Genomic DNA, 20269 nt, shown 5'->3' on the forward strand with positions numbered 1-20269 from the left:
TCACTTTTCCAAAGTCGTAAGATTAATGTAAACCTTCGAGTCAGTTCCTCATTACTTTCTACAGTATCCGCCATTTTTTTCGTCTTTTTATTCAATACTTTCACAAAAAATATGCATTATATTTATTATATGGAACTATTACCCTTTTATAGAAAAAAATATATCATATTTTATGAGTTATTGTTACCATCCAATAAAAATAAGGAGTGATCAAATGTCTTTGGTGAAAAAGTTTTTCATTAAGAGGGGAAGTGCTGTCTTAGCAACAATCTTAGCACTAGTTTTATTGGTATCCGCTCCCCTTAAAGTAGGAGCTAGTGGATCTGCCGGGTTATTCGCCCAATTTTACCCAGGTAATTATAAAATTGATGTTATTCAACTACACAATGGATGGGCAGGTCCATGGAATGAAACACAGAACATACTTCATACAAACATTCACGTATGGGAAAAAGATTCTCGTGGAAACTACTCAATACATAAAGCCAATCTTCATATCTCAGCGAGAACTAATCTAGCTGGAAGCATTTGTTGGTATGTTCATGACACTGTAAATAATACCTCTAAGACGAACTGCCACCCCCTACTTGCCATAACTGAAGCCAAAGAAGCTATGCAGGAAGAAGTTAAGGCGCAACTGAATAAAGCAACAAATTGGGAAGTTGCTGTAACTGTTGGTGTAGTTGTAGCAATAGTTGTAATCGCTTGGGCTACATGGCCTGCAAGTGCTATAGCTTTGGTTGCTGCTGCTAGATCAGCGGGAGATCAACCGGAAGGAAATAGTGAGCAACCACCTATCGATACTGGATCAGATGAACTTTCTGCTCCTCCTAATGAGAAGGCACAAGAACCAGACGAATCTAAAAAAGCTCCAGGAGTTCCGGTTGAATCTGAAACGGTTCCAGGGATACCACCAAACGAAGATATTCCTGAAAATGAATGACAGTATATAATGATAAATAGAATGTTAGTTGTCAGAAATGAGGTGAGTTCAAAGAATTGTACACACATATACTGAGTAGCAAACTTGAAACAGAACAAAGAAAAGATCTGGTAAAAAAAATTATTTTGTTTTTTTGCAAAGAATGTAAGTATCTTAAGATAAGATGTTGGGCACAAGATGATGCTGACGCCCCCTTTCTGAAAAAACAAACGGTTCAAAGGACTTTTGGTGATGACGGCCTACTTGAATTACGTGTACCTATTGATAAGGAAGTTGTGGATTTCTTCAATCATTATGAGATGAGTGAAACTGAAAGCTATATCCTACCGTTCTTCCATCTTGAATTTCTAGATGAACAAAAGAATGTACAATTATATTGTGGCGATTCTGGAAGTGATGTTCTATTTGATGAAGCTACCTTCAATGCCCCACAGTTATTCGATCTAATAAGTGAAGAACACTTCAATAAATTAAATTGATTCTGATTAACAATAAGACGGACTGCTTCTTATCAGAGTTCGTCTTATTGTTTTTTTGTACTACCTTGAGACACCTTGAATAACCTGCCTTCAACTTTCTACTTGCCTGATCCTGTTCCAACAATTATATTCGAGAATCAGTTATTATGGGGCCTTCGGTCGCATGCGGGAGCACGACAATCAATCCACCCTATGTGAGACGGGGGTAATAGAGGCCGTAGCCCTAGTCGCTAATAAAATCACCACGTCCATCGAGTTGAATCAGCCCGTGAATGTGGTGCTTTTTGGTGTGCATATGGTATCTTGGAAGTGAACGAAAACGCCATGTTTGATAGATTCGTTGAGAGGATCGACAGTCATAATGAAAACAAAAATACAAGAGCTGCCGCTGTCGCCGGGCGTATATCTCATGAGAGATTCGCGTGGAACGGTCATTTACGTTGGCAAATCCAAAAGTCTCAAGAAGAGAGTACAATCGTATTTTTACAACAATAAATCGCACTCCCCAAAAGTGAAGAGGCTGGTTCAGCATGTCAAAGACCTCGAGCATATCGTCACCGACACGGAGTTTGAGGCGTTCATGCTGGAATGCAGGCTTATTCAGGACATAAAGCCGATGTATAACCGCAAGATGAAAAATCCGCTAGGTTATAGTTATATCGTATTGCGGCAAAAGCGAGATTGGCGATGGCTGGAAATTACAGATACACTGGATGAAGGCACACACGAACCGTCTCGTTTTTTCGGTCCCTATACAGCCAGCAGACATAGTCTTGAACATGCAGTTCAGAAGGTTAAGGAATGCTGTAAAATCGCCTGCAATCATGCACCTGCTGCTTCTTCGGCAAATACTCCCTGCTTGAATTATTCGATTGGCCTCTGTCTTGGCAAGTGTCTTGGCGGCGAAAGCGCGCGGCAATTTGATGAAGTCATGGATCGATTCATTGCTCTGCTTCAAGGGGACGACCGACGTTTATATGATGAAATGGAGCGAACCATGCTGGGCGCCGCAGAGCGTTTCGATTTTGAGCAGGCTGCAAAATACAGGGACGGCATGGAGGCGGTGAACTTGCTCTTAAGTAAACGGGATGTGATCGAGTTTGCCGAAGAGAATCACAGCATCGTTGTCTACGAGTATTTAAACGAAGATACGATCAAGTTATTTCTGATTAAGGGGAACGTTGTGCTGCACAGCGAGCGATGCTCTGTGGCTACCACGGCGGACATTGAATCGTTGAGGCAGAGGGTCAAAGCCTTGATTCTCAGCTATTTCACGAGGGATCCGGAAAGCGATGCTGCCGAGGTTACCCGGCAAGACATCGATGCTGCACAAATCATCTACAGCTATTTGCAGAGCAGCGCCTGCCGCTATCTTGTTCTTCAGGATTCATGGCTCGAAGACGGGGGGGAGCCTGATATGGAGGCTGCGCTGCGGGATTTTTTGAATCATCAAGTTGTGTCATTTTAATTTGAGCATGAGCCGGGCTGCAGCAGCCCGGTTTTTTATCGCCTATATTTCCAATCTTATTTTGTGGAGACGTTATCCCGGAAAAATCGCCCCATCGGCATCTCTCTCGTAAAAGTGATGCCCCCATACTTATATTTCACTTCAATCTGCGTGATGGGCTGATTGTTATAAAGACGGATGCCGTAATTAAGCGGAATCCGCGAACCTTGATCAAGGGCGGCTCTCTTCTCGTCCGGCATGAGCTCGGGCTTTAGCGGCACCTCCCGAATATCGACGAATTCGATATCGGGATCTTCATCAAGGCCTTCGCCTCCGACCAGATGAAGGGAATAACTGACGCCCAACTCGGCCTTGGCGGGCTTCATGCCATCGTTCACCCGCACGTCCAGCAGCTTCACATCGGCGAATCCCTTATTTATCACTTCGAAGATCATGGTATTTTCATCCGCGGAGGACGTAAATCCACCCACCTTGATGGGCGTGGGGCGAAGGAACAGCAGGTATAGAAGGATGGCCGAGAGGAGCAGCCCCAGGCCCAAATACCCGAGCCGGCGGAGATGTTTGGATTTAGGTTTCATGGCAGAGCAATCTTCCTTCTCTTATTAAATAGACAGCTTTACAACGGATTTGCCTGCCTCAATATCCGCTTTCATCGCTAACAGATATTTCCGGGTGCGTTCATCCATCTCATTCCAATTTACGAATTTGGCGAAGTAGACATAGGAGTAGATATTACGAAAGTCGATGAACAACGGGATCCGCTGGATCCATTCCTCGCTCAGCGTATTCTCTTGAAGATAGCCGGATAAGAACGAGTCGAAGAACCGGGCCACAAACTCGGCTTTCCTGTTTTCCGGAACCGTCTGAACCGCATGATAGATGGCGATGGCGATATCGTAGGCGAACCAATGGTACGAGACATCCCCGAAATCGAAAAAGATAATCTCCCCGTTATGTACGTGAAAGTTGTGATGGTGGAGGTCATTGTGGACGATGCCGTAGCCTTCCTGATCTTGCGGGAGGGACTCCAATTCCTTTAGATACTGCTGCCACTGCGTATGGAGTCTTTCACCTGCAGCCTCCGGGAACGCATCGGTAAAAATCACATGATCATTCCATTGGGGAAACGCCATTCGGTGCACGAGTGACGAAGCGGTGGCGTCCTTTTTGCCGAGCTTATGCATACGGCCCATCCCGCGTCCCCACTGCTTGATTATCGCAAAATCCGATGTTACATCCGTTAACGGGCTGCCGGGAGCCTTCGTAAAGGCAATGACATGGTATCGCTTGGAATCGTGGGTTACCTCTTCAATAAGAAGATCCTGTGCGGATCGAATGGACACCGCCATGTTCAGACCCTGCTCGGCGAGATAGGCCATCCACGTCAGCTCGCGAATGATCGAGGCTTTGCGGTATTTGGACGCGTCCAAGAATTTCATAATGAAGCTGCGTCCGTCTTCACCGTTGTATTCAAATACATTCTGATCGAATCCCCCAAGTAACTTCAGCGAATAAGAACCTCGGCCGAATCGTTCGGCCCCTTGATCCAAGACAGCCTGTTCCATGGAAAGTCCCCTTTATCGTATTCTCGATATGATGCTTATGCTTACATACCGGAAGGTTACTGTACTCACTACCAACTACAGTCTAACGAAGATGGCGGGTGGTTGCAAAAAATGGGAGGGCATACGAAAAAGGGCGCTCCCTTAGGAGCACCCTTGCATTTTTCTGTCAGCCTTCGAATTTCCGCGCCAGCTCACGGAAATTCAGCTCCGCCGTGCTGGACAGCACGACATCCGCATGCGGGAAATGCGCGGCGTTGCCGATCGCGACGGCGAACATGCCGGCGCCCTTGATGGCGTCGACGCCGGAGGCGGCATCCTCCACGCCGATGCAGTCGGCAGGCTCTACGCCAAGCTCTGCGGCAGCGGTGAGGAAGATCTCCGGGTCCGGCTTGTTGTTCTTCAGCTTGGTTACGTCGACAATCACGTCGAACTGGTCCATGACCTCAAGCCGTGTAAGCACGGCGATGGCGTTTTTGCTGGCTGACGCGATGCCGGTCTTCAGGCCGCTAGATCGGATGTCTGCCACAAACTCCGTAATTCCCGGCAGCAGGTCGGCTGGCGTGATCGTTTCGATCAGCTCGACGTACAGCTTGTTTTTGCGGTCAGCCAGCTGTACCAGCTCTTCATCGGAATAGTTCACAGGCGTCTCCGCTTGGCCGAGCAGCAGCTTCAGGGAATCCATGCGGGATACCCCTTTAAGATTCTCGTTGAACTCTCTCGTGAAGGGAATGCCCAGCTCGGTTGCCGTGGCTTTCCATGCCTGATAATGATACTCCGCGGTATCGGTAATGACGCCGTCCAAGTCAAAGATGACAGCCTTCAGCTTGCGTGTTTCTTTCATATCTTATAGCTCCTTTGTGAGAAAACGGAAAGTATAAAACCGAAACAGGGACCTTCCGGATATCGCAAGAAAAATGCGTTATTTGCTCTGCAGCGCATGTTTCACAGGTTTCCCGGCTTCAAGCGTTACGGCCTCGTCGTACAGCTTGATCTCGATGGATTCGCCTTCGACGATCTCCAAGGTCACGCCGTCCTTCTCGATGGAGACGCCGATGAGACGGCCGCGGAAGTTCAAGCGGAACGCATACTTCTCCCAGTCCTTCGGAATGGCCGGGGAGAGGGAAAGTCCGCTTTCCTTCAGGCGCATGCCGGCAAAGCCGTAGACGATCGACATCCAGGTACCGCCCATGTTGGCCATGTGCAGGCCGTCCTTCGTGTTGCCGTGCGTATTGTCCAGATCGAGGCGTGCCGTCTCGATGAAGTACTCATACGCTTTGTCCATATTGCCGATCTTTGAGGCCATGATGCTGAAGATGCAGGAAGACAGCGACGAATCATGCGTCGTGATGCCTTCGTAGTAATCATACGAACGCTGGATCGTTTCCAAGCTTTGCTCGTCTTCCAGCAGGAAGTGGGCGAGCACCGTATCCGCTTGTTTGCATACCTGATAACGGTAAATGGTGAGCGGGTGATAGTTCAGCAGCAGCGGATATTTGTCCTCCGGCGTGTTCTCGAAATCCCATACCGCTTTGCGGAGGAACGTATCGTCCTGCGGGTTAATGCCGAGCGCTTCATCATACGGGAGCAGCATGGCGTCCGCCGCTTTCGCCCAAGCGGAAATTTCATCCGCGGTTACGCCAAGCCGATCACATAGGGATTTGAAGCCTTGCGCATCGTAGGATTCCAGAATGGCGCAGCTCTTGGCGGCCCATTTCAGGTTATGCTTTGCCATGACGTTTGTGTAATAGTTGTTGTTCACGCAGCAGGTGTACTCATCCGGCCCCGTCACCTCATCGATATGGAAAGCGCCGTTATAATAGTGGCCGATGTCGGCCCACAGGCGGGCGGTTTCGATCAGCACCTCGGCCCCGTAGGACAAGAGGAAATCCCGGTCCTGCTCGGCGAGATAATACTGAATATAGCTGTAGGCGATATCTGCGCTGATATGGTATTGCGCCGTTCCCGAAGGAAAGAAGGAGGAGCATTCCGTTCCGGAGATCGTGCGCCACGGGAACAACGCCCCTTGTCGGTGTCCCATTTCCCGCGCTCTGTCTCTCGCCTGCTCCAGCGTGGAATAACGATACAGCAGCAGCTGGCGCGCAATGTCCGGCTGCGTCATCAGAAATACCGGGAACATGTAAATCTCCGTGTCCCAGAAATAATGGCCTTCATAACCTTCGCCGCTCAGTCCTTTGGCGGAAATGTTGCTGTGCTTGTCCCGTCCGGCGGATTGCAGCAGCTGGAATAGATTGAAGCGGATGCCTTCCTGGAGCTGGTCATCGTTCTGAATCACGACGTCGGCCGATTTCCAGTAGTCGTTCAGATACTCGCCCTGCTCGGCAAGCAAGTCCTCGAAGGAAGTATCCTTCAACTCCTCCTGCAGCTGAATGCCGCGCTCGAGCATGTCTTGCCCGTGACGAAGACTGTCGGTATACAGATTGTATTTCGTAAAGTGGATCGGTCCGGTCAATGGAAGGACAGCCGTGAAGGTAACCTCTCCAGTTCCGGCTTCGAGCTGAATGTCCGCATCGGCATTCAAGCGGTGACGGGTCACGCAAGCGGCACGCAGCTTGGACGCCATCGTCTCGTCTACGACATAGGCATCGCTGCCCTTGACGCCGGCATCGATGACGGTCATCCGTTCCGCATGCCCTGCGCCTACCCGGGGATCGTTGGCATTGGTGTAGTTCTTCACTTTGCCGTTCACGGTGGAAACGATGCGAATCTGGCCGTTGAAATTGACCGGCTCCATCCGAACGTCGATGGCGAACAGCTCCCGGTGCGCAAAGGACACCAGACGGCGGAAGGTCAGCTTGATCTCTTTGCCCTCGGGCGATTTCCACTGCACGATTCGTTCGGAGTACCCCTTGTCCATATGCAAGCGGCGTTCATGGGCAGTGATCGTTCCGTGATCCAGGCGGAAGGGTTCTTTCTCGTCGCCTAAATAGATCAGGACCGTTTGGGCATCAATATTGTTAACGAGCTTTTGCTGTGTATCGGGAAAGGCGAAGAGCTTCTCGCCGTAAGGGATTTCAATCACGTCGTGGAAAGCGTTCAGGTAGGTGCCTCGAATGGTGGACAGGCGCTCGCCGTAGCCTTCTTCGAAGTTGCCGCGCACACCCAGGTAACCGTTTCCGAGTGCAAAAATACTTTCCATATTCAGCAGGGCTTGCTGCGACAAATCAGGATTTGATATATTCCAGGTCATGGTCTACACTTCCTTCCTAGCATGGTTATGCTTGAATTTTAGAGCCAATCGGAGTTATGTTATACTAAAATATCAAGGTTTTTATCAATATTTTTAGGTGGTGGGGAAATAATGAAAGAGCCTTCACGTTCTGGAAACCAACCCTTTTACCTTTCTTCCCGCATGTTTTATTTGCGCGAGAATTTTATCCATCCCCCGTTCGACTATGAACACGAGCTGCTGGAAGCGATCCGCTTCGGCGATGAGAATAGAGCCATGGACATGCTGCGCAAAATTAACGAGCTGGAAGCGGCCGTGCTGGCGACGTATCCGCTTCGATCGAAGAAGAATGCCTTGATTGCCTCCTGCACCTTATTTACCCGGGCCATCATCAAAGGCGGCGTGGATCCCGAGATCGCCTTTCATTTAAGCGACACGCTGATCCTGGAGATCGAGCGAATGAGCGATGTGGAGCGGCTGGTTCATTTTGAATATGAGATGCTGGTGCAGTTTGTGTCGATGATCCGCTCCGAGAAGGAAGTCGTGTCGTTCTCTCACATTGTGAACCTGGCGATCTTTTACATCCGTGAGCATATTTTCGAGGAGCTGACCCTGCAGAGGGTCGCGGAATATTTGAAGGTCCACCCGAGCTATCTGTCCGATCGTTTCAAGCGGGAGACGGGCGAAGCCATAACCACCTTTATTAATCGGCGGAAGATTGAGGAATCCAAGCATTTGCTGGCCAATACGAACCAGTCGATATCCGAAATCGCGTTTACGTTCAAGTTCTGCAGCCAGAGTTATTATACGCAATTATTCAAGAATTTTACGGGAATGACGCCGAGAAAATTCCGGATAAGCGGCACGGCGCGGTAAAGGACGATCCTATCGAACAACGAGAAAAGAGAGACGCGGCCCATGAAGAAACTAAAGCAGAAAATGCTTCACTTAAGCCTGGAGAAGAAACTGATTGCGGCGTTCTCCGCCTTCATCATCGTTCCCCTTCTTCTGATCGGCGGGATCGTATCCTGGGTCTACGTGGAGAATAATCGGAGCACGATGATTGATGCCGCCGTGGAAAACAACAAACAAATCATTAAAAATATCGATACCTCCCTGCAGCCGCTGCTCCGGCTGTCCATGTTCCCGATCCAGGACTCCACGGTGTATCCCATTATGCGGAAGGATTACGGCAAGGTGACGTATCCATTGCTGGAGCGGGGGCAGGATTTCGATAAAGTGAACGGCTTGATCCAGAGCGGGATCATGCTGTATTCGGATTTGATTGACTCCGTGGTTATCTACCACGAGAACAGCCAGTCCATCATCGGCCGAAGCAACCGGGAATATATGAACTTCGGTTATTTCAAGGAGCAGTTTACCCGCGAGCCTTTTGTCCGGAAGATCAGGGAAGCGTATGGCGGCTTTGTCCCGGTAGGGATTCATCAGGAGCGGCTGCTGTCAACGAAGGGAATTCCGGTCGTGTCAGTGGGCAGGGCCATCTTGGATCCGTACACGAAGGAGGATCTCGGGTTTATCCTTTTTAATATTTCGGTGGATAAACTCAAGACGCTGTGGAGCGAGTCGGCATTTTCCGAGAATACGAATTTTTACTTGATCGACGAAACCGATCATATCGTGCACAGCGTTCACCCCGAGGAAATCGGACTGGCGGCGTCCGAGGTATTGGGAAGCGACTTTCAATATAACGCGGACGGCCAGGTCAACACGCAGATCAACCGGGATACCTACATGATTTCTTCTTCCTCTTCCATGGCGAATTGGAAGGCGGTCACGGTCATCCCGAAGAAGGATCTGTTCTCGATCGTATACCTGATGGTGGCTATACTGATCGGTGCGTTGATCCTGCTGCTGGTGCTGTCCATCCTGATCTCGGCCCGGATCGCCACCACGATCATGAAGCCGCTGGCGGTGCTGAACAGCAAAATGAAGCTTGTCTCCCAAGGTCAGCTTGACGTAAGCTTTGATACGAAGCAGCACGGCGAAATCGGCGTGATTAGTCATACCGTGGACCAGATGCTGCACGAAATTCGCGATTTAATCGAGCGGATTTACGTGGAGGAAGAGGAGAAGCGGAACCTGGAGATGAATGCGCTGCAATCGCAGATTCGTCCGCATTTTATCTACAACACGCTGAACGTGATCAAGTGGATGGCCAAGATTCAGGGGGCAACGGGCATTGAAGAAGCGCTGCAGGCTTTCTCTTCGGTTATCAAGTTTACGGTGAAGAAGGAAGGCGATTACGTGACCATTGCCGAGGAAGTCGAATTCATGGAGAACTATACGAAAATTCTCGATTTCCGCTATTTTAATAAATTTGATGTCACGTACGAGGTGGATCCGGCCGTAATGAATCATAGGACCTTGAAGTTTCTGCTTCAGCCCCTTGTGGAGAACGCGGTTTTCCATGGCTTTGAAGGCATCGATTACAAGGGCAGCCTTGTCATATCGATTTATGAGGAATCGGATGCGCTGATCATGAAGGTATGCGATAACGGGCGCGGTTTTCCGGAGGGCGGACAGGCGAAGGTGGAGCAGGACGGTCCGCAGGATACCTTCAACTCGATCGGACTGAACAATATACGGAACCGGATATCCCTTCATTTCGGGCCCGAGTACGGCCTGTGTATCCAAAGGGGAGAACAGGGCGGAACGGTCGCATGGCTTCGGGTTCCGATTATCACAGAAGAAGCAGGGTGATAGAAAGTGCGAATACTTATAGTAGATGACGAGCCGCTCGTTCGGATCGGGATCAAATCGGCGATTGACTGGGAAGCTCAGGGCGTGGACATTGTCGGTGAAGCGGGGGACGGCGAAGAAGCGCTGCGTCTGATAACGGAAACTGTGCCGGACGTGGTCCTGCTGGATATCAAAATGCCGAAGATGGACGGGCTCGAGGTGCTCCGGACGATTAAGGACCGGCAGATCCCGGTTCAAACGGTCGTGTTGAGCAGCTTCGATGATATTGCCTACGTGAAAGAAGCGTTGAAGCTGGGGGCTTTTGATTATTTCCACAAACCCGACATGAATGAACGCGAGCTGACTGCGATGCTGAAGAGCGTCCGGGAGCAGTTTGGGAGCCGGGGGATTCCGGCTCAAGTCGGGCCGGCTACGGCGGGCAACCGGAAGGAACAGATATTATTTGACGCTCTCCGAGGCCATGTTCATGATCTGCATGAAACGGAGCTCAAAGAGGGCAATATGTACGTCGTCCTTTTCAGAATCAAAGATTATCACACGGTTATCAAAAGGTACGCCAAGGAAACCGAGTCGATCCTGCCGAATACGGTGCAGAACGTCGTCAGCGAGATTCTGTCCACAGAGAAGGAAGTCGAATATCTTCAGCTGGATGAACAGTGCAGTGCCGTATTCATCAGCAACAGCGAGCTGAAAAGCCTGCTGGCCTCGTTGACGCGCGTCAATAAAATGGTGCAAATGATCAGTTCGGCGCTCAAGCGGTTTGTCAATATCGACATCGTGCTGGGCATTAGCGACTGGTTTGCCGATTTCGACGGCATTCGGACGGGCTACGAGCAGGCGGGCAAAGCGCTGTCCCATCAATTTTACCACCCGGATACGTCGATCTTTTATTATCAGCATCTGAAACAGAAGGGTGAGCAGGTCTATAGACAGGCCGATGCCTATTTAAGCCAGATGAAGTCTGCCCTCAGGGAGGAGGCGAACGAGCGCTTCCTGGAGCTGCTGTCCCAGTGGGAGAAGTTTCTGGCGCAAGAAGAATGCATGGAAGAGAAGGATGTCCGCAAGGTATACGAAGGTCTGCTGTTTATGATCGGAGAGGGCACGGGCGTACCGGGCGGGGGAGACGTTCAAGAAGAAACATCGGCCTTTGAAGAGATCCATGAGTTCGGGCAGCTGTCGGCCGCATACCGTGTCTTGTTCGAGGAGCGGCTCAAGAATCGCAGCCATCTGGAGCTGAGAGGTTACAGCCAGCTCACGCGCAATATTATGGAATATACGGAGGAGCACTACCCGGAGAGCCTTTCCTTGAAATTGTTCGGGGATTTGTTCCACGTCAGTCCGAATTATGTCAGCCGATTGTTTAAGCAAGAGGTCGGTCAGGGCCTCTTCGATTATATTAACGAGCTTCGGATCGAGAAGGCGAAGGTGCTCCTCAAGGACTATCGCTACAAAATTTATGACGTTGCCGAGATGGTGGGATTCAATAATCAGGCCCATTTTGCCATTGTATTCCAGAAATACACGGGCTTTTCTCCTAAACAATATAGGAAAGATGAAGTGTGATATTAGAGAAGAAAGTGTGATTTTTCATAAAAACGCTCGTGCAGTGCAATCTATTTATAAAAAAATAGTCAATTTTAAAAAATTAATCATCATTTGATTAATTTTTTTTGTTGTCCCGGCTCTTTATCATGAAGATGTAAGGTAAAACGAAAAGAAACGTGGGGGGTAGCATCATGGGTAAATGGAACAAGAAGTTTTCGGCCATGCTGGTTTTGTGCCTGGCTCTTGTTGTGGGTTTAACCGCTTGCGGCGGCAGTAAAAGCGCTGACAATACAGATAATGGAGCCGGAGACGCTGCTGAAAAAGTAACGGTGAATTTCGGATTCTGGGGTACGGCACAGGATCTGGAGATTTATCAGAAAGCGGCTGACACCATCTCCGAGCAGTATCCGGAGATCGAACTGAAAATCAAGCAATATCCGAGCAGCGAGCAGTTCTGGAACACGCTTCCGGGTGAAATTGCTGCGGGCGTAGCGCCTGACTTCATCAAGATGTCCAACGAAGGTGCTTACGAGTACATCAATAAAGGGCTGTTCTCGCCGATCGACGATCTGGTTCAAACCACGGGCGTGGACATGAGCCGTTTCCCGGATACATCGAAGAAGATTTGGAACGTGGACGGCAAGCAGTACGGCGTGCCGAACAGCGATATGCCGGCAATGTTCTTCATCAATGAGCAAATGTGGAAGGATGCCGGTCTCGGCGAGTACCCAACCACATGGGATGAAGTGATCGAAGCGGCCAAAGTGCTGAACAAAGGCGATGTGAAGGGCATTATCGTGAACCTGGATGCCTTCCATATCACGAACTACGTGAAGAGCTTCGGCGGCGGCTGGGGCAATGGTGCGACCATCAACTCCCCAGAGAACGTCAAAGCGCTGGAAATGATCATCGACATGTATGACCAAGGACTCGCGGTCACGCCAAAATCGCTCGGCTTCGGCTGGGACGGCGAAGTATTCAGCAATGAGCAGGGCGCTATGAGTACAGGCGGTTACTGGTACAAAGGGTACCTGAAGGATGCGAATCCGGACTTGAAAATGGTTGCCATTCCGGTTCCGAAAGGAACAACGAACGGAAGCACCATGAGCTCTGACGCTTACATGGTATTGAAAGACGCGAAGAACAAAGAAGCTGCGCTGAAGGCTGCTTATTACATGACCAATGACGATACGCAAACCGCATTCATGGAGCTCGGCTTCAATCCGGCCGTATCCTCGCTGTCCGAGCAGTATTTCGAGAAGAACCCTGAATTCAAGGCGCTGCAGCCTGCGCTGGAGTACAGCACGGACTATGGGTATCCAACGGATACCAAGCGCTTTACGGATGAGCTCGTGAAAGAATTGGAAGGCCTGATTCTGGGCGGCTCCGGTAAAACGGCTCAGCAAATTCTCGACGACATTCAAAGCCAGTTCAAATAAGAAAGAGGCAACACCCGCTCCCGCTCCTTGTTATCAGGGGAGCGGGAGCCTTTGTTCACACCACTTTGTGGGGGTATTTTCATGATCCAATCAATTTAAGTTTGGAAGCGGGGGATAACTTATGTCCGATTACAGCAGCAAGCACGCTGATATGAAAGGGAACAAGATCAGGCCATCCTGGTTCCGTTCGTTGGCAGACTCCGATAAGACGCTGGGCTGGTTGTTTACGCTGCCCTTTTTGATTTTGTGGGCATGGTGGTTTCTGTATCCATTCATCCAGTCTTTCGTAAGAAGTTTTCAGGATGCGAACTTTGCTGCCCTGGACCAAGCCAAATTCATCGGCCTCGAAAACTATGTCACCATTCTGCAAGATAAAGAATTCTTCCGGGCGCTGCTTCACTCCCTGGAAATCGTCGTCATCTCGATTCCGATTCAGACCCTGCTCGGTCTGCTCTTGGCGATCCTGGTGAACCAGAAGCTGAAGGGCAAGGGGATATTCCGGACCGTGTTCTTCATTCCGTATATTACCTCGCAGATCGCGATCACGACCGTGTTCATGATGCTTTTCAAGCAGGGCACCTTCCTGACGAAGTTTTTCGGAGCTTTGGGCTTCGGGAACGTGACTTGGTTTGCGGACACCAGCTATGCGCTCTTATTCGTATGTATTCTGTTTATCTTCCAGCAAGCCGGCTTCACCATGATTGTGTACTTGTCGGGCCTGCAGGAAATTCCGAAGGATCTGTATGAAGCGGGCGAGATCGACGGGGCGTCCAAGTGGAATAAATTCCGCTACATTACGGTGCCGTTCCTGAAGCCGATCACGTTCTTCATCGTGTCGGTGTCGACGATCGCCGGTTTCCAGATCTACGACCAAATTGCCGCGATTTCCCGTTATGGCGCGCTCGGCTCGCCGGCCGGCGCTACCAGCACGGTGGTAACGTATTTCTACCAGCACGGGATCCGTTACATGAACATTGGATACGGAAGCGCGGCGGTGGTGCTATTCTTCATGATCATCATGCTGATTACGTACCTGCAAAAAAAATTCCTGGATGAGAAGGAGTGAGAGTAATGTTGACCCGAACGAATAAAGGTCGGCCGTTTCTGTACATCGGCACGATTATCCTGGGGCTCTTATTCGCCCTTCCTTTTCTCTATACCATCTATACGTCCGTCATCCCGATGCGCCATGTCAATACCCTGACGTCGCCGGCCAACTGGACGTTCGAGAACTTCAAAATCTTCTTCACGAACGATGCGTACAACGTGCCGAGATGGTTCATGAACACCGTGATCATGACCGGCGTCGTTGTCATCGGGAACCTGATCATTAACCCGATGGCCGGCTTTGCGCTGGCCAAGCTGAATTTCAAGGGAAAAGGACTGATATACTGGATCGTCGTGGCCACCATGATGGTGCCGTACCATATGATCTTGATCCCGGTATACGTGAACGTGGCGCAGCTCGGATGGCTGAACACGTTCTGGGGATTGACGGTGCCCTTCCTCTATCAAGGCTTGTACATCTTCATGCTCCGCCAGTTCTTCATCTCGGTTCCGAACGAGTTCCTGGAGGCTGCGCGGATGGATGGCTTGACGAAGATGGGCGCTTTCTGGCGGATCGTGTATCCCCTGGCCCGCTCATCGCTGATTACGATGTCGATCCTTGCATTTGCCGGAACCTGGAACAGTTACCTCGTTCCGAGCACGCTGGCGAATACGCCGGAAATGTATGTGCTGGTGGTCGGCCTGAACAGCGTGAAGGATATGTTCTTCGAGAATACGCCGATGATCATGGCAGGAGTCGTGCTGTCCACGCTGCCGATCATCCTGTTCTTCTTCCTGTTCCAGCGCCAATATATCGAGGGGATTTCGAACGCCGGCGTCAAAGGCTGATATCGAAGCATCGGGAGGGATTAGACATGGATAACGTGGAACAGCGTGCAAAGGACCTTCTCGCGCAGATGACCTTGGACGAGAAGATCGGTCAAACGGTGCAGTACGGCCGGTGCGAGGAGCGGGAGCTGAAGCTGGTTGCCGAAGGCAAGATCGGGTCGCTGCTGAATGTGCATGGTCCGAAAAAAATCAACGAGCTCCAGCGGCTGGCCGTGGAGGAAACGCGGCTGGGGATTCCTCTTCTCATCGGGGATGACGTCATTCACGGTTTTCGCACCATCTTTCCGATTCCGCTCGGCGAAGCCGCCAGCTGGGATCTCGAAGGGATGGAGAAGAACGCCCGCATTGCGGCAGAAGAGGCGGCAGCGGAAGGCATCCGCTGGACTTTTGCCCCGATGGTGGACGTGACGCGCGACCCCCGGTGGGGCCGCATCGCGGAGAGCACGGGGGAGGATGCCTATCTGTCCTCCCTGGCCGCTGCCGCGAAGGTAAGAGGATTTCAAAGTCCGAACGGGGACGGCAACCCGGTCGTAGCGGCATGCGTGAAGCATTTTGCCGGTTATGGCTGGATTGAAGGCGGCCGGGATTATGATACGACGGACATGTCGGAGCGGACGCTGCGGGAAACCGTGCTGCCGCCGTTCGAGCACGGGATTCGAGCAGGCGCTCTGTCGGTGATGAGTGCTTTCAGCGAACTCAATGGGGTTCCCGCTTCCGGAAGCCTCTATCTGCTGCGGGATATATTGAAGCAGGAGTGGGGCTTTGACGGCATGGTGGTCAGCGACTGGGAGTCGATCGAAGAGCTGATCTACCATGGCTATGCGGAGGACCGGAAGGATTCCGCGCGGAAGGGGCTGAACGCCGGCGTCGACATGGACATGCATTCCGGCGTCTATCTCGATCATCTGGAGGCGCTGGTCCAGGATAACCCCGAGCTGATTCAGCTGTTGGATGATGCGGTGCTTCGCATTTTGAGGGTGAAAATCCGCCTCGGATTGTTCGAGAACCCGTATGTAAGCGAAGAAGCCGGAGATCTGCTGAAAGGGCGGGCCATTCCAGCGGCGCATCTGGCCCAGGCCAGGGACAGCGCCCGGAAATCGATCGTGCTCCTGCAGAATCGTAGCGGAATTTTACCGCTGTATACCGGCAAGCACAAGAAGCTGGCTTTGATCGGGCCGCTGGCCGATGATCGCCATAATTCCATGGGCTGCTGGGCTTGGAAAGGCCGGGATGAGGACGTTGTCACGGTGCGGGATGCTTTTCAATCGGAAATCGCACCGAAGGCCGAGGTGTTCTACGAGCAGGGCAGCGGCATACTGGAGGAGCTGGACGGCGGAGTCGAGCGTGCCGTTCAGCTTGCCAAGCAGTGTGATGTCGCCGTGGTCGTTGTCGGCGAATCCGAAGCGATGACCGGCGAACACTACAATGTGACGTCCATTACGCTTCCACCCTGCCAGGAACGCCTGATACGGGAGCTGAAGCGTCAGACTGACACGCCGATCGTCGCCGTGCTGATGAACGGCCGTCCGCTTGCGACTCCATGGCTGCATGAGCACGCCGATGCCGTGGTGGAAGCTTGGCATTTGGGAACCGCCACAGGCCTTGCGCTTGTGGACGTGCTGACGGGCGCGTACAATCCGAGCGGTCGCCTGCCGGTTACCGTTCCGCGCGCGACGGGCCAAATTCCGATGTATTACAACCGGAAGAATACCGGGCGGCCCCATCTGTACGAAGATTATATCGATTGCGACGATTCTCCGCTGTATCCGTTCGGGTACGGCCTCAGTTATACAACGTTCGACTATACGGATTTGCAGCTGGATCGGCATCAGATCGGCCGGGAGGAATCCGTGCATGTATCCGTGAGCATCACGAATACGGGATCCAGAGCCGGCGAGGAAACCGCGCAGCTCTACATCCGCGACTTGGTGGCAAGCTCGACCCGGCCGGTCAAAGAGCTTAAGGGATTTTCCAAGGTGCAGCTTCAGCCTGGTGAAAGCCGTGAGGTGCATTTTACGCTGGGACGTGAAGAATTGGGGCTGCTGGATGAAAGGCTTGAATTTACGGTAGAGCCCGGAAAGTTCCATGTCTGGGTCGGACCGCATTCGGAGGAAGGACTGCAGGCAGAGCTTGAGGTTGTTGAATAAAGGGGGATTTATGCATGGACTACCGCGTAATTAAAGAAGGAGACGTGTTTTTTCTGACCGGGCTTAACGGAGATATCGTCCAGGGGGACGATCAGGGCCATGGTTTGTATACGAAGGATACGCGTTTTCTGAGCCGCATGGAGCTGTTCATCGATGGCGAGAAGCCTTCGCTTCTGTCCTCCACGGGGGATAAAAGCTATGTGGCCTCCTTCCGCCTGATGAAGGACGCCAAGGATGAAGGGGCGATCGAAGTGCTTCGGGAACGCTTCATCTATGATGGCGTCCTGTATGAGCGCTGTACGCTGACCAATTACTTTGTGACCGATTCGAATATCGAGTTCGGGGTTTCCTTCGATGCGGATTTTCAGGATATGTTCCTGGTCCGTAAATACCGTACGGGCGAAGTCGGCAAAATGGAAGGGATTCGGACAGGCGATCAAGAGTTGACGCTGGCCTACGTCGGCGCCGACAAGTTGAGAAGGCAGACGCGCATTGCCTGGGATGCGGACGGCGGCAATGCGGATGATACCGGCACGGTTTCGTTCTCCTTGTCCCTGAAAGCCAAAGAGCAGAAGGTGATTACGTTCTTTGTCACGCCGATGACGGAGCGTCAAACCGCAGCAGAGACGCTGACTTATGAAGAGGGGCTGAAGAAACTCGAAGCCTCGTACGAAGCTTGGTACGGGAACAGCTCGCAGCTCCAGTCGGATTCCGCGCTGTTCAGCGGCTTGTACCAGAGAGGATTGCAGGATCTGCGCATGCTGACGACGGATGTAGGTTTCGGCGATACAACGGTAGCCGGATTGCCATGGTTCGCGGTTCCGTTCGGCAGAGACAGCTTGATCACGGCGCTGTTCATGCTTCCGGCGAACCCGCAGCTTGCCAAAGGAACCTTGAGAACGCTGGCGGCTTATCAAGGCGAGAAGACGGACCCTTGGCGGGATGAGCAGCCGGGCAAAATCATGCATGAGATCCGCTATGGAGAGCTGGTCACGACGAATCAGTCCCCGTTCTCGCCGTACTACGGCACCATCGATTCCACGCCGCTGTTCCTGGCGTTGATCGGCGAGTATTACCGCTGGACGGGCGATCTCTCCTTAGCGGAGGAGCTCAAGCCGAACGTGCTGCGGGCTTTGGATTATATCGATGCCGCCCTCGAAGCGGGCTCCGGCTTCATGGCCTACAAGCAGGAAGCCGAGAAAGGCTTCCCGAACCAGGGCTGGAAGGATTCCGCCAACTCGATCATCCATGAGAACGGCGAGTATGCGGAATCGCCGATCGCGCTGTCGGAGGTTCAGGGTTACGTGTATCAAGCGAAGCAATCGCTGGTACCCGTCTTCGCGGAGCTGGGCGAGCCGGAACTGGCCCGCAAGCTGGAAACGGAAGCCGAGGAGCTTCGCGTCCGTTTTGAAGCGGCCTTCTGGATGGAGGATGAGCAGTGTTACGCCATTGCGCTGGATAAGGATCAACGCCAGGTACAAAGCGTAACCTCGAATCCCGGGCATCTGCTCATGAGCGGATTGCCGGAAGAGAGCCGCTCGAAGGCGCAAGCCGAGCGGATGCTTAGAAGCGACATGTTCAACGGATACGGCATCCGCACGATGAGTACTGGCTCCACCGGCTACTATCCGGTGAGCTATCACAATGGGAGCGTATGGCCGCATGACAATGCCATGATCCTGCTGGGTCTCGGCAAGCAAGGATTCAAAGCTGAGGCAGGCAAGGTGATTTCCGGCCTGCTCCAGGCATCCGCGCATTTTGAATACCAGCGTTTGCCGGAGCTGTTCTGCGGTCATGATGCGAAGCTGGGCCATCCCGTTCCGTACCCGACGACCTGTTCGCCGCAGGCTTGGGCGGCGGGAACCTCGATCGTCTTCCTGCAGGCGATGCTCGGATTGTATCCGAACGCGGCGAAGAAGGAAATCGCGTTGTCCCCGTTCCTTCCGGAGGGGATGAACGAACTGAAGGCCGAACGGATTGCGATCGGAAGCGGGCACCTGTCGGTTAGCGTTGTGCGAAAGGCTGACGGCAGCGCGTTTCATGTGGAAGTGCTTGAGAATACAACCGGATTTGACCTGGTTAGCTGATCTTATACAAGATTTGCTTCTGAACAACCTGACTCTTAGTGCTTAAGGGTCAGGTTGTTTTTTTGTTGAAATATTAGGAACGTATGTTCTATAATAATGAGGTGATTTTGAACAGATTACTGTATACATACCGGATTGGAGAGAACCTATGAATTCCTATTGTACATATGCCCTACATCAGATCGAGGTGGCTGTCGTCTCGGTTGTCGCGATTATCGATAAGCTGGATGAACGGGATTTGCTCGTCAAGCCGACGGAAGGCAAACATTCGGTCGGAGAGCTGCTCAAGCATATCGCCGTCATCTGCCGGGCCGATTATCATATATCCGGAGGAGCCACCCAAGAGGAGATGAGCGCCTATTACGCAGGCGTGTCGTTAAATAACCTGAAGGACATACAGGCGGAGTTATTGAGCAACTATTCATATCTGGAGCAGGCGTTCCGAGAAATGACGGAAGAGGAGCTTCATCAGGAGATGACCTCTTATTGGGGCGTCACCTATTCGAGGTACGAATGGCTGCTCGAAATCGTGGCACACCTGTATCACCACAGGGGGCAGCTGCACGCGATGCTGGTTCACTGTAACGGGAAGGACCCGAAGGTTCCTTTGTTCGAATAGCTAGTGCTCGACGGGATGGATCAAGGGGAGCCGGCCAAGAAGTTTTCTTGGCCGGCTTATTGATTAAGCTCGTGCGCCTGCTGAGTCAATGAGTCCGGATTACCCCTGCATCCAAGCCTCCGCAAAGCCCGCTGTCCTGAAACTGCCTTCATGGGTCTTTGAATCGCTGTACG

The 20269-nt window shown here is 51.7% G+C and carries 16 protein-coding genes; 12 read left to right on the plus strand and 4 right to left on the minus strand.

The window, feature by feature from the left end:
* Window positions 1–214: 214 nt before the first annotated feature.
* From MHH82_RS02415 to MHH82_RS02425, 3 genes are all read left to right on the plus strand, one after another.
* On the plus strand, window positions 215–943 hold the full coding sequence (locus MHH82_RS02415; protein ID WP_012818685.1) for a hypothetical protein: 729 nt from the start codon (window positions 215–217) through the stop codon (window positions 941–943).
* Between the two features lie 56 nt (window positions 944–999).
* Window positions 1000–1422, plus strand: a complete 423-nt coding sequence (locus MHH82_RS02420; protein WP_036664739.1) for a hypothetical protein — start codon at window positions 1000–1002, stop codon at window positions 1420–1422.
* A gap of 361 nt (window positions 1423–1783) precedes the next feature.
* Complete coding sequence (locus tag MHH82_RS02425) at window positions 1784–2890, plus strand: GIY-YIG nuclease family protein (RefSeq protein ID WP_340962937.1); 1107 nt, start codon at window positions 1784–1786, stop codon at window positions 2888–2890.
* 56 nt (window positions 2891–2946) lie between these two features.
* Here MHH82_RS02425 and MHH82_RS02430 read toward each other — a convergent pair whose 3' ends face one another.
* From MHH82_RS02430 to MHH82_RS02445, 4 genes are all read right to left on the minus strand, one after another.
* Window positions 2947–3468, minus strand: coding sequence for a hypothetical protein (locus MHH82_RS02430; RefSeq protein ID WP_012818687.1), 522 nt, complete (start codon window positions 3466–3468; stop codon window positions 2947–2949).
* Between the two features lie 24 nt (window positions 3469–3492).
* Window positions 3493–4455 carry a phosphotransferase enzyme family protein gene (locus MHH82_RS02435; RefSeq protein ID WP_145040107.1) on the minus strand — a complete coding sequence of 321 codons (963 nt, stop codon included), beginning with the start codon at window positions 4453–4455 and terminating at the stop codon, window positions 3493–3495.
* A 166-nt stretch (window positions 4456–4621) separates the two neighbouring features.
* On the minus strand, window positions 4622–5296 hold the full coding sequence (pgmB, locus tag MHH82_RS02440; protein ID WP_145040105.1) for a beta-phosphoglucomutase: 675 nt from the start codon (window positions 5294–5296) through the stop codon (window positions 4622–4624).
* A 78-nt stretch (window positions 5297–5374) separates the two neighbouring features.
* On the minus strand, window positions 5375–7663 hold the full coding sequence (locus MHH82_RS02445) for a glycoside hydrolase family 65 protein (protein WP_012818690.1): 2289 nt from the start codon (window positions 7661–7663) through the stop codon (window positions 5375–5377).
* Between the two features lie 111 nt (window positions 7664–7774).
* Here MHH82_RS02445 and MHH82_RS02450 point away from each other — a divergent pair, with 111 nt between their 5' ends.
* From MHH82_RS02450 to MHH82_RS02490, 9 genes are all read left to right on the plus strand, one after another.
* Entirely contained in the window at window positions 7775–8518 is a 744-nt protein-coding gene (locus MHH82_RS02450) for a helix-turn-helix domain-containing protein (RefSeq protein ID WP_340962949.1), read from the plus strand.
* 42 nt (window positions 8519–8560) lie between these two features.
* Window positions 8561–10363 (plus strand): sensor histidine kinase, encoded by a 1803-nt coding sequence (locus tag MHH82_RS02455; protein ID WP_251500634.1) that lies wholly within the window; start codon window positions 8561–8563, stop codon window positions 10361–10363.
* 6 nt (window positions 10364–10369) lie between these two features.
* Window positions 10370–11926: a response regulator transcription factor gene (locus MHH82_RS02460; RefSeq protein ID WP_145040101.1), complete on the plus strand. Its 1557-nt coding sequence runs from the start codon at window positions 10370–10372 to the stop codon at window positions 11924–11926.
* A 173-nt stretch (window positions 11927–12099) separates the two neighbouring features.
* Window positions 12100–13347, plus strand: a complete 1248-nt coding sequence (locus MHH82_RS02465; RefSeq protein ID WP_012818694.1) for an ABC transporter substrate-binding protein — start codon at window positions 12100–12102, stop codon at window positions 13345–13347.
* Between the two features lie 121 nt (window positions 13348–13468).
* A complete protein-coding gene (locus MHH82_RS02470; RefSeq protein ID WP_009593673.1) occupies window positions 13469–14413 on the plus strand; it encodes a carbohydrate ABC transporter permease in 945 nt (314 codons plus the stop codon).
* A 5-nt stretch (window positions 14414–14418) separates the two neighbouring features.
* A complete protein-coding gene (locus tag MHH82_RS02475) occupies window positions 14419–15243 on the plus strand; it encodes a carbohydrate ABC transporter permease (RefSeq protein WP_009593690.1) in 825 nt (274 codons plus the stop codon).
* Window positions 15244–15269: 26 nt separating this feature from the next.
* Window positions 15270–17390: a beta-glucosidase BglX gene (gene bglX, locus MHH82_RS02480; protein ID WP_340962958.1), complete on the plus strand. Its 2121-nt coding sequence runs from the start codon at window positions 15270–15272 to the stop codon at window positions 17388–17390.
* 14 nt (window positions 17391–17404) lie between these two features.
* Entirely contained in the window at window positions 17405–19477 is a 2073-nt protein-coding gene (locus tag MHH82_RS02485; RefSeq protein WP_012818696.1) for an amylo-alpha-1,6-glucosidase, read from the plus strand.
* Between the two features lie 148 nt (window positions 19478–19625).
* Entirely contained in the window at window positions 19626–20096 is a 471-nt protein-coding gene (locus tag MHH82_RS02490; protein ID WP_012818697.1) for a DinB family protein, read from the plus strand.
* The last annotated feature ends 173 nt before the right edge of the window (window positions 20097–20269 follow it).

The sequence above is a fragment of the Bacillus sp. FSL K6-6540 genome (assembly GCF_038007545.1).

Bases quoted from the DNA above. Each gene is read 5' to 3' on its own strand.
- MHH82_RS02415 (WP_012818685.1), top strand. From the start codon at position 215: ATGTCTTTGGTGAAAAAGTTTTTCATTAAGAGGGGAAGTGCTGTCTTA.
- MHH82_RS02425 (WP_340962937.1), top strand. From the start codon at position 1,784: ATGAAAACAAAAATACAAGAGCTGCCGCTGTCGCCGGGCGTATATCTC.
- MHH82_RS02430 (WP_012818687.1), bottom strand. From the start codon at position 3,468: ATGAAACCTAAATCCAAACATCTCCGCCGGCTCGGGTATTTGGGCCTG.
- MHH82_RS02435 (WP_145040107.1), bottom strand. From the start codon at position 4,455: ATGGAACAGGCTGTCTTGGATCAAGGGGCCGAACGATTCGGCCGAGGT.
- pgmB (WP_145040105.1), bottom strand. From the start codon at position 5,296: ATGAAAGAAACACGCAAGCTGAAGGCTGTCATCTTTGACTTGGACGGC.
- MHH82_RS02445 (WP_012818690.1), bottom strand. From the start codon at position 7,663: ATGACCTGGAATATATCAAATCCTGATTTGTCGCAGCAAGCCCTGCTG.
- MHH82_RS02450 (WP_340962949.1), top strand. From the start codon at position 7,775: ATGAAAGAGCCTTCACGTTCTGGAAACCAACCCTTTTACCTTTCTTCC.
- MHH82_RS02455 (WP_251500634.1), top strand. From the start codon at position 8,561: ATGAAGAAACTAAAGCAGAAAATGCTTCACTTAAGCCTGGAGAAGAAA.
- MHH82_RS02465 (WP_012818694.1), top strand. From the start codon at position 12,100: ATGGGTAAATGGAACAAGAAGTTTTCGGCCATGCTGGTTTTGTGCCTG.
- MHH82_RS02470 (WP_009593673.1), top strand. From the start codon at position 13,469: ATGTCCGATTACAGCAGCAAGCACGCTGATATGAAAGGGAACAAGATC.
- MHH82_RS02475 (WP_009593690.1), top strand. From the start codon at position 14,419: ATGTTGACCCGAACGAATAAAGGTCGGCCGTTTCTGTACATCGGCACG.
- bglX (WP_340962958.1), top strand. From the start codon at position 15,270: ATGGATAACGTGGAACAGCGTGCAAAGGACCTTCTCGCGCAGATGACC.
- MHH82_RS02485 (WP_012818696.1), top strand. From the start codon at position 17,405: ATGGACTACCGCGTAATTAAAGAAGGAGACGTGTTTTTTCTGACCGGG.
- MHH82_RS02490 (WP_012818697.1), top strand. From the start codon at position 19,626: ATGAATTCCTATTGTACATATGCCCTACATCAGATCGAGGTGGCTGTC.